Here is a 7,527-nt window from a genome sequence, read left to right as displayed (position 1 = left end):
GATAAAATTCATGTAATTTCTAATTATATATTATTAAGAAAAATAAAAAGGTTAACAACAAAGCATGGTTATTAACCTTTTGAAAATAGTTACAATTAAGCAAAGATACTTATTATAAGCACAACAATTAATCCAATAATCGAATTAATTAGCTCTAATAGCCCCCATGTTTTTAAAGTATCTTTAATTGATAAATCAAAGTAGCCTTTGAATAGCCAGAAAGACGCATCATTAATGTGAGTTAATGTATTAGAGCCGGCAGCCGTTGCAAGCACAAGTAATGCAGGATTAACTCCATGCATAGTCCCTGTAGCAGAATCAATAACTGCTGCTCCGATAATTCCTGCAGCAGTCATTGCTGAGACAACACCTTGCCCTGTGGCTAAACGAATTAATATAGTAATTAACCATGCCATAATATAAGGAGATATACCTCCAGCTGACATTAATTGACCAATAGTATCACCAATACCTGTATCTATTATAATTTGTTTTAGTGCACCACCAGCACCAATAATTAATACAACCATTGCAATGCCTTTAACTGCATTATCAAAAGAACGCATAATCCATTCCATTGAATGATTAAGTTTTTTTCCAAATAATATAAATGCTGTAATCATGGCGATAAACATCGCAATTTGAGATGATCCGAGAAAATTAAGAATAGAATAGGCGATCGTTTTCTTATCTAACCATATATTTGCGATTGTTGTTGCAATCATAATATAAGCAGGAATCAAAGGAACAGAAATTGATGTAAAAAACGATGGAAGATTATTTTCATCTATGGGATTTTCAGATTGTAAAAATTCAGGTGTCGGTCTTTCTAAATTACCTAAAAATTTAGGAAGAATCAGACCTGCACAAATTACAGATGGAATAGCAACAATCAATCCATAAATATAAACCATTCCCATATCCGCACCATAGGCATCAACTAGTGCAACTGGTCCTGGTTGTGGTGGAAACAACGAATGAGCAGTAGTTGCCGCAGCGACACCTGGAATAGCCAATTTTAAAAATGGAATTTTAGCTTCTTTAGCTAAAGCAATTACTAATGGAGCCAATATGATAAATGCTGCTTCATAGAACATCGCTAGGCCAAATATAAGCCCCATGATAATAATAGCTAATTTTACATATTTTATGCCTAGCTGTTTTAATAGTGTTTGTGCAATTTGATGAGCAGCACCAGAATCAACCATTAATTTTCCAATAACAGCACCAAATACAACAATAATAGCAAGCTCACCAAGCGTATGCCCAAATCCTAACTTGATTGTTTTAAGAATGCTTAGTAAATCCATTTTAGCCATCAATCCTACAAATATTGCAGCAGCTAATAATGCAATCATTGAGTTGATTTTAAAACGAATATTTAAAAGTAACATTAATCCTATGCCAAGAATAACCCAAAGAATATTTAGAAACTCCATAAATCATAACCCCTATTTAAATTTTATTGTTATTGGTGAAACACTAATTTGACAAAAAATAATTATTAATAATTTACTTAGTACTAAATCTTATGATTGATAGGTAATATTTAGTAACTTAGTCTTTAAACTTTGTATTTTTAAAAAGATCTGAACCAAATTGAGGTAAAACTGAGATCACTAGTTCGCCGATATCTCTATGTAATTTTAAAGTTTAATGACAGTACTTATTTTATTGGTTAGACATATTTCCATTTATAAAATTAATTTGCACTATTGTTTGGATTAGATTGTGATCTGGATCACTATAATTGGTTTAGTTTGTGTCGTATTGATAATATAAATAATGTGTCGTTAATAGTTGGTATTCTAGTTTCATGACATAATTAACAATGAAAAATATTAAATATTCTGCTAAATGGGATAACTAGCGTATAATTTATTGCGCTAATTAATATAGTTACTAAAAAAGGGCAATAAAATGCAATCATCTAGTCGTCTTTATCAAGCAATTGGTAATGAGCTAAAGTTTTTGTTGAAAAATGGCACATATAAAATTGGCGATCGATTACCACCAGAAAGAGATATTGCTGAAACATTTAGTGTAAGTCGCACAGTAGTGCGTGAAGCATTAATCATGCTAGAACTTGAGAATTTGATTACAGTAAAAAAAGGATCTGGTGTTTATGTAATTGGTTTACCTGATGCAACGTTATCTGAGCAGAATAAACAAATAGAAGAAAATGATTTTGGACCATTTGAATTATTACAAGCAAGGCAATTAATTGAGAGTAATATTGCAGCATTTGCAGCATCTCAAATAGTGAAAGCTGATGTAGTAAAGCTTAGAGCTATTTTGGAGCAAGAGCGACAAATTTTACAAAATAACATACTTGATGATTATAGTGCAGATGAAATGTTTCATATTACAATTGCAAAAGCAACGAAAAACGCTGTATTAGAAGATTTACTCAACGATCTATGGAAAAAACGGAATGCGAGTAAAATGTGGGATCAACTTCATAATCGTATTACCGATAATAGTTACCGAAAAAAATGGCTTGATGATCACGAAAAAATTTTGCAAGCATTGCAAGTTAAAGATGCAAAAGCAGCACGGCAAGCTATGTGGCAGCATTTAGAAAATGTTAAACAAACATTAATGACGGTGTCAGATAGTGAAGATCCTAATTTTGATGGCTATTTATTTGACTCTATTCCAGTTACCATTGTTAACCAATAGTAAATATCATTATAGTACGTAGATTTTCTTTTTAGACAGTTGACTAAAATTTAGAATTAAAAAGCATTAGCAAAAAAGCAATAAAAAATTGACAAAAACTGACAAATAAAGTCGAAAGCATTGTATTTGTCAGTTAAGAGTAATAAACGATCATTGATTGGCCTTTAATTAGGATATACTATGCTAACTTTTATTTTCTCTAATAAATGTCCATAAAACAACAGCGCCTATCACATCAAAAAAAGCTAACGCGATAAAAAATGGGCCATAACCAATAACACTTACAAAGGCTCCAATAAATAAATTAAAAATCATCTGTCCTGACCATGCATATGCACCTTGTCATACTATCACAAATTGCCCAGTCGCTTTTTCCTGTATTTAATAATCGATCTATAAACAAAGCTTGATGAGCTCGGTGAAAAGCACCAAAACCCAAATGAACAATTCTAGATGCTATCGCTTTCCTATCATATATTGGATGTTTTTTTATAAATTGAGGTAAAGTCGAAATTTTTAGCATATTTATATCACCATTTAGTTTTAAGTTTAATGACAGCATTTATTTATTGGCTAGACATATTTTCATTTATAAAATTAAATTCCACCACTATTTTGATGGAATTGTGATCAATGCCACTATGTTGAGTTTATTTTTATTTAATATTGACAATAGAAATACTCTAATATTAATATTGGTGTGCCAATTTGATGGTGTGTTTAATAAGGTTAAAATATTAATATAGCCTGATTAAATGCCATAATTAATAATATTTAGAAATTAAGGGAGCATCTAGCTATCTACCTTTTACGAACCAAGCAGATTAAATACAAGTTACAAAAAGTGGTCTAATAACTGCAAGAAAATGTTATAAACATTACAAATAAAAGATGCAAAAGCTATACACCAGTTTTTGTGGCAATATGGAAAATATAAAAAACAAACAATAGCTATTTGAAATAGTGAAAAACTAAGCTTTGATGATTACTTATTTGATGCTATTTCAGCTTCATTGTTAGCTAGTAATAAATAAACATCTCAATATTGTTTTTGTATTTTTTCTTTAAATAAGTTAAGTAAAAATTACTGAGGAGATTTAAATGGAACAAACAATGCGTTGGTTTGGTCCAAGTGATCCAGTATCACTAGATGACATAAAACAATCAGGAGCAACTGGAATTGTAACAGCACTTCACCATATCCCAAATGGTGAAATTTGGACAATTGAAGAGATCGAAAAAAGAAAAAAAATCATTGAAAATAAAGGGCTTGTTTGGTCAGTGGTTGAAAGTATACCCGTTCATGAAGACATTAAAACTCATAGTGGTGACGTCGAAAAATATATTGCTAATTATCAACAATCTATTCGGAATTTAGCTACGTGTGGTATTGATACTGTTTGTTATAATTTTATGCCCGTTTTAGATTGGACCCGTACAGATCTTGCATACGAGTTACCTGATGGCTCAAAGGCCTTGCGTTTTGACCAAGTGGCATTTGCAGCATTCGATATCTATATACTACAAAGACCTAATGCAGAAAAAGATTACTCAAAAGAAGATACTGTTTTAGCTAAATCTTATTTTGAAAAAATGACTCAAGCCGATAAAGATAAACTTATTGCAAACATCATTGCCGGTTTACCTGGCGCAGAAGAAGGCTATTCACTTGATCAGTTTAGGGTGCATCTTGCAACTTATGATGGGATTGATAAAGTTAAGTTACGTGAAAATTATGCCTTTTTTTTAAAAGCTATTGTACCCGTTGCAGAAGAAGTTGGTATTGTCTTAACTGTTCACCCTGATGATCCCCCTCGCCCAATTTTAGGATTACCGCGAATAGTATCAACAATTGAAGATATGCAGTGGATAAAAGAAACTGTTGACAGCATACATAATGGTTTTTGTTTTTGCACAGGTTCTTATGGAGTTCGTAGTGATAATGATTTAGCAACAATGGCTGAAAAATTTGCTGACCGTGTTCATTTTATTCATTTACGAGCTACTGTTCGTGAAGATAACCCCCTATCTTTTCATGAAGGCGATCATTTAGCTGGTGACGTAGACATGTATTCGGTAATGAAGGCACTTATAACAGAAGAGCAACGTCGTAAAAAAGCGGGAATTAAACGATCTATTCCTGTTCGCCCAGATCACGGGCATCAAATGTTGGATGATCTGAAGAAAAAAACAAATCCTGGGTATTCAGCGATAGGTCGTTTACGTGGTTTAGCTGAAATTCGAGGTGTTGAGTATGCAATACTACGAACTTTTTTTAATTAATAAATGCGTAAATCCTAACAATTTCGATGCCCTTTTAAGGGCATTTTTTATTTTATATAAAAATAATAATTGATTTGAAAAATGAATAAGAGTTATTGATAATCTTCAATTAAATCATAAAATATTATAAGAGCATTTAACAATAATAGATTAGCATTCCGATAAAAATAGTATCGTAATACATAAAATGCTATTAAAGCATAACTATTTTGACATTCTATCCCTTTAAGCGTTATATTAATTATGATATTTTCTACATCTATATCATTAAGCAGTTTTTTATAAGCAGTTTAAAATTAAGAGGTGTAATATGGGTATCTTAAATAATATTTTTTCTAAAGTGTTTCCTAGTGCTCAAGCAACAGTAGATCATGCTGTTGAGGCAGTAAAAGATAAAGTCGGAGATATTACTGGCTCGGTTAAAGATACAGTATCAAAAGGTACTGAACAGGTTAAGGAAAAGACAGAGCAGAGCACATCAGCATCAAATGTTGATGTTACGTCTATTCTTGATAATTTAGCTAAAAAACATCCTGAAGCGCTTAACTGGAAAACATCTATTGTTGACTTGTTGAAATTGTTAGGCATAGATAGTAGTTTAGATGCGCGTAAAAAATTGGCGCAAGAGCTGAATTATACCGGTAGCACTGATGATACAGCAGCAATGAATACTTGGTTAATTAAAGAAGTTATGAAGAAAATTGCAGAGAAAGGCGGCAATATTACTCATTTATTTTCTTGATTTTCCTATCTTAAAATAATAGCAATCCACCCAATATTGGGTGGATATTTTTATAATAGCCAATTAGCTATTGTACCCTTTCGCGCTAAATCAACAAATTGCCTTAAAAGCGTGTAATTGGTTCATTGCAGCATCAATCCCCTGAGATAATATAATATCAGTACAGCGCACTGATTCATCAATAGCTTGATCAATTAACGCCTGCTCTGGTTTAGATGGGGGGGTAAGAACGTAACCGACAACTTTATTCTTATCGCCTGGGTGACCAATACCAATTCTTAATCGATAGAAATTTAAATTATTACCCAATTTACTAGCGATATCTTTCAGCCCATTATGCCCACCATGACTACCACCAAATTTAAGTTTAGCAATACCAGGATTCAGATCCAGTTCATCATGTACAACTAATATTTCTTCTGGGGTTATTTGGTAAAATTTTGCCATAGCTTGCACCGCTTTACCACTTAGGTTCATGAATGTAGTTGGTACTAACAAACGCAGATCATGATTAGAAATATTGACTCGTGATGTGTAGCCAAAAAATTTTGGCTCGTTTTTTAATGATTGATTATAACGCTGAACCAATTGCTCAATAAACCACGCACCAGCATTATGCCTTGTTGCAGTATATTCATTTCCTGGATTGGCTAGCCCTACAATCAGTTTTATCGTTGTCATAATGTTTATTATTTGTTGGTTTTCTTGTGAAAAAAGCCCCAAATGGGGCATTTTAATTAATGGTAAAATAGATTATTGATGGAACATAGCTGAAATTGATTCTTCGTTACTGATCCGACGAATTGCTTCAGCAAGCATACCTGATAGTGTTAACTGGCGAACATTTTTCAGTGCTTTTACTTCAGCTGTTAGTGGAATCGTGTCACAAACAACAATTTCATCAATAGCACTGTTTTTAATGTTACTTACTGCTTTTCCTGAAAAAATTGGGTGTGTTGCATAGGCAAACACTCTTTTGGCACCCCGCGCTTTTAAAGCATCGGCTGCTTTACAAAGTGTTCCTGCTGTATCAATCATATCATCCACTAAGATACAGTCTCTATCCGCAACATCACCAATGATATTCATCACTTCAGCTTCATTTGCACGCTGACGACGCTTATCAATAATTGCCATATCAGTATCATTAAGGAGTTTTGCAATAGCTCGAGCTCGAACAACACCGCCAATATCAGGTGAAACTACGATTGGACGCTCAAACTCACGCTGCAACATATCTTCTAAAATAACAGGGCTACCAAATACGTTATCGACAGGTACATCAAAAAAACCCTGAATTTGTTCTGCATGAAGATCAACGGTTAAAACCCTATCAACACCAACAGTGGATAAAAAATCAGCAACGACTTTAGCGGTAATAGGTACACGAGCCGAACGAACTCGGCGATCTTGTCTTGCATAACCAAAATAAGGAATAACAGCAGTAATACGACCCGCTGATGCACGTCGCATAGCGTCGATCATGACCAGTAATTCCATTAAATTGTCATTGGTAGGAGCACAAGTTGATTGAATAATAAAAACATCTTCACCACGGACATTTTCATTGATTTGGACATTAACTTCACCATCACTAAAACGGCTTACCACAATGTCACCAAGTGAAGTATAAAGGCGATTAGCTATACGCTTTGCTAGTTCGGGTGTGGCATTACCAGCAAAAAGCTTCATATCAGGCACGAGAAATCCTCAAGCATGTATTGATGATTACTTAATTGTAATCGGTTAAATCGGGGCTATAATTATATAATCATTTATCTATCATGCTCAACCACAATATAAAAATATTTAATAAGTTT

The 7,527-nt window shown here is 33.1% G+C and carries 6 protein-coding genes and 2 pseudogenes; 3 read left to right on the top strand and 5 right to left on the bottom strand.

Annotated features, from left to right (window positions below):
* Window positions 1–95: 95 nt before the first annotated feature.
* Entirely contained in the window at window positions 96–1,439 is a 1,344-nt protein-coding gene (gene gntP, locus A9G45_RS03510) for a gluconate permease GntP (protein WP_065567631.1), read from the bottom strand.
* A 481-nt stretch (window positions 1,440–1,920) separates the two neighbouring features.
* On the opposite strand from gntP, the gene A9G45_RS03505 reads away from it, so the two are divergent.
* Window positions 1,921–2,682, top strand: coding sequence for an FCD domain-containing protein (locus A9G45_RS03505; protein ID WP_065567630.1), 762 nt, complete (start codon window positions 1,921–1,923; stop codon window positions 2,680–2,682).
* Window positions 2,683–2,865: 183 nt separating this feature from the next.
* On the opposite strand, the pseudogene A9G45_RS14900 reads toward A9G45_RS03505, so the two are convergent.
* Both A9G45_RS14900 and A9G45_RS14895 read right to left on the bottom strand, forming a co-directional pair.
* Window positions 2,866–3,021 (bottom strand): annotated as a pseudogene (locus A9G45_RS14900) (MFS transporter); the annotation flags it as partial.
* A 10-nt stretch (window positions 3,022–3,031) separates the two neighbouring features.
* Window positions 3,032–3,205 (bottom strand): annotated as a pseudogene (locus A9G45_RS14895) (fructuronate reductase); the annotation flags it as partial.
* 578 nt (window positions 3,206–3,783) lie between these two features.
* Between A9G45_RS14895 and uxuA the strand changes: the two are divergent.
* Together uxuA and A9G45_RS03490 are read left to right on the top strand one after the other, a co-directional pair.
* Window positions 3,784–4,965, top strand: a complete 1,182-nt coding sequence (uxuA, locus tag A9G45_RS03495) for a mannonate dehydratase (RefSeq protein WP_065567628.1) — start codon at window positions 3,784–3,786, stop codon at window positions 4,963–4,965.
* 310 nt (window positions 4,966–5,275) lie between these two features.
* Entirely contained in the window at window positions 5,276–5,707 is a 432-nt protein-coding gene (locus tag A9G45_RS03490; protein WP_065567627.1) for a DUF3597 domain-containing protein, read from the top strand.
* Window positions 5,708–5,797: 90 nt separating this feature from the next.
* On the opposite strand, the gene pth is transcribed toward A9G45_RS03490, so the two are convergent.
* Together pth and A9G45_RS03480 are read right to left on the bottom strand one after the other, a co-directional pair.
* The gene (gene pth, locus A9G45_RS03485; RefSeq protein ID WP_065567777.1) at window positions 5,798–6,388 is read right to left on the bottom strand and encodes an aminoacyl-tRNA hydrolase; all 591 of its coding nucleotides are present in this window, start codon (window positions 6,386–6,388) and stop codon (window positions 5,798–5,800) included.
* A gap of 72 nt (window positions 6,389–6,460) precedes the next feature.
* Window positions 6,461–7,408 (bottom strand): ribose-phosphate pyrophosphokinase, encoded by a 948-nt coding sequence (locus tag A9G45_RS03480; protein ID WP_065567626.1) that lies wholly within the window; start codon window positions 7,406–7,408, stop codon window positions 6,461–6,463.
* Window positions 7,409–7,527: the final 119 nt, after the last annotated feature.

The sequence above is a fragment of the Gilliamella sp. HK2 genome (assembly GCF_001690265.1).
Lineage (GTDB): Bacteria > Pseudomonadota > Gammaproteobacteria > Enterobacterales > Orbaceae > Gilliamella > Gilliamella apicola_C.
The sequence above is the reverse complement of the archived record's forward strand: the minus strand, read 5'-3'. Positions and strand labels throughout refer to the sequence as shown.